Source organism: Streptomyces colwelliae (assembly GCF_048158785.1).
In the GTDB taxonomy this organism is placed as follows: domain Bacteria; phylum Actinomycetota; class Actinomycetes; order Streptomycetales; family Streptomycetaceae; genus Streptomyces.
Genome location: NZ_JBLTJC010000892.1, coordinates 1 through 616, shown reverse-complemented (window position 1 = coordinate 616; position 616 = coordinate 1). Strand labels below are relative to the sequence as shown.

Genomic DNA, 616 nt, shown 5'->3' with positions numbered 1-616 from the left:
GTACCGAAGAAGCCGTGAGCCACAGCCGGCACATCCACTCCAGTTGGGCCGTGCGGTCGAACGCCTGGTCCAGGGAGGTGCCGTAGGCGATCGTGCCGTGGTTCTGGAGGAGGCAGGCGGAGCGGTCCACCAGGGCCTGGAGCATGTTCTCGGCCAACTCCTCCGTGCCGTATGTCGCATACGGGGCAACCCGGACCGGGCCGCCGAGGGCCCCGGACATGTAGTGCACCGAGGGGAGTTCGGGGACGAGGGTCGAGACGGCCGTCGCGTGGACGGCGTGGGTGTGGACGACGGCGTGGGCGTCGGTGCTGCGGTAGACGGCGAGATGCATGGGGAGTTCGCTCGTCGGGAGCAGGGTGCCGAGGACCTGCCGGCCGTCGAGGTCGACGCCGACCGTGTCGGTGGGCGCGAGGCGGTCGTAGGGGACGCCCGACGGTGTGACCAGGACGGTGTCGCCGACGCGGACCGAGACGTTCCCGGAGGTGCCGACGACCAGGCCGTCGGAGACCGTCCGGCGGGCGGTCGCGACGAGCGCGCCCCAGGCGTGCGCCTCCTCCGCACGCACACTCCTCCTCCGCGCCTCCCCCACAGCTCCCACACCCTCCCGGGCGTCGCG

1 protein-coding gene is annotated in these 616 nt (G+C 72.4%); it reads right to left on the bottom strand.

All coding sequences use genetic code 11. The features are described from left to right. The coding region (locus ACNFOC_RS55030) for a class II aldolase/adducin family protein (RefSeq protein ID WP_416966401.1) at positions 1 to 565 on the bottom strand (565 nt) is incomplete at its 3' end. Between the last annotated feature and the right edge of the window lie 51 nt (positions 566 to 616).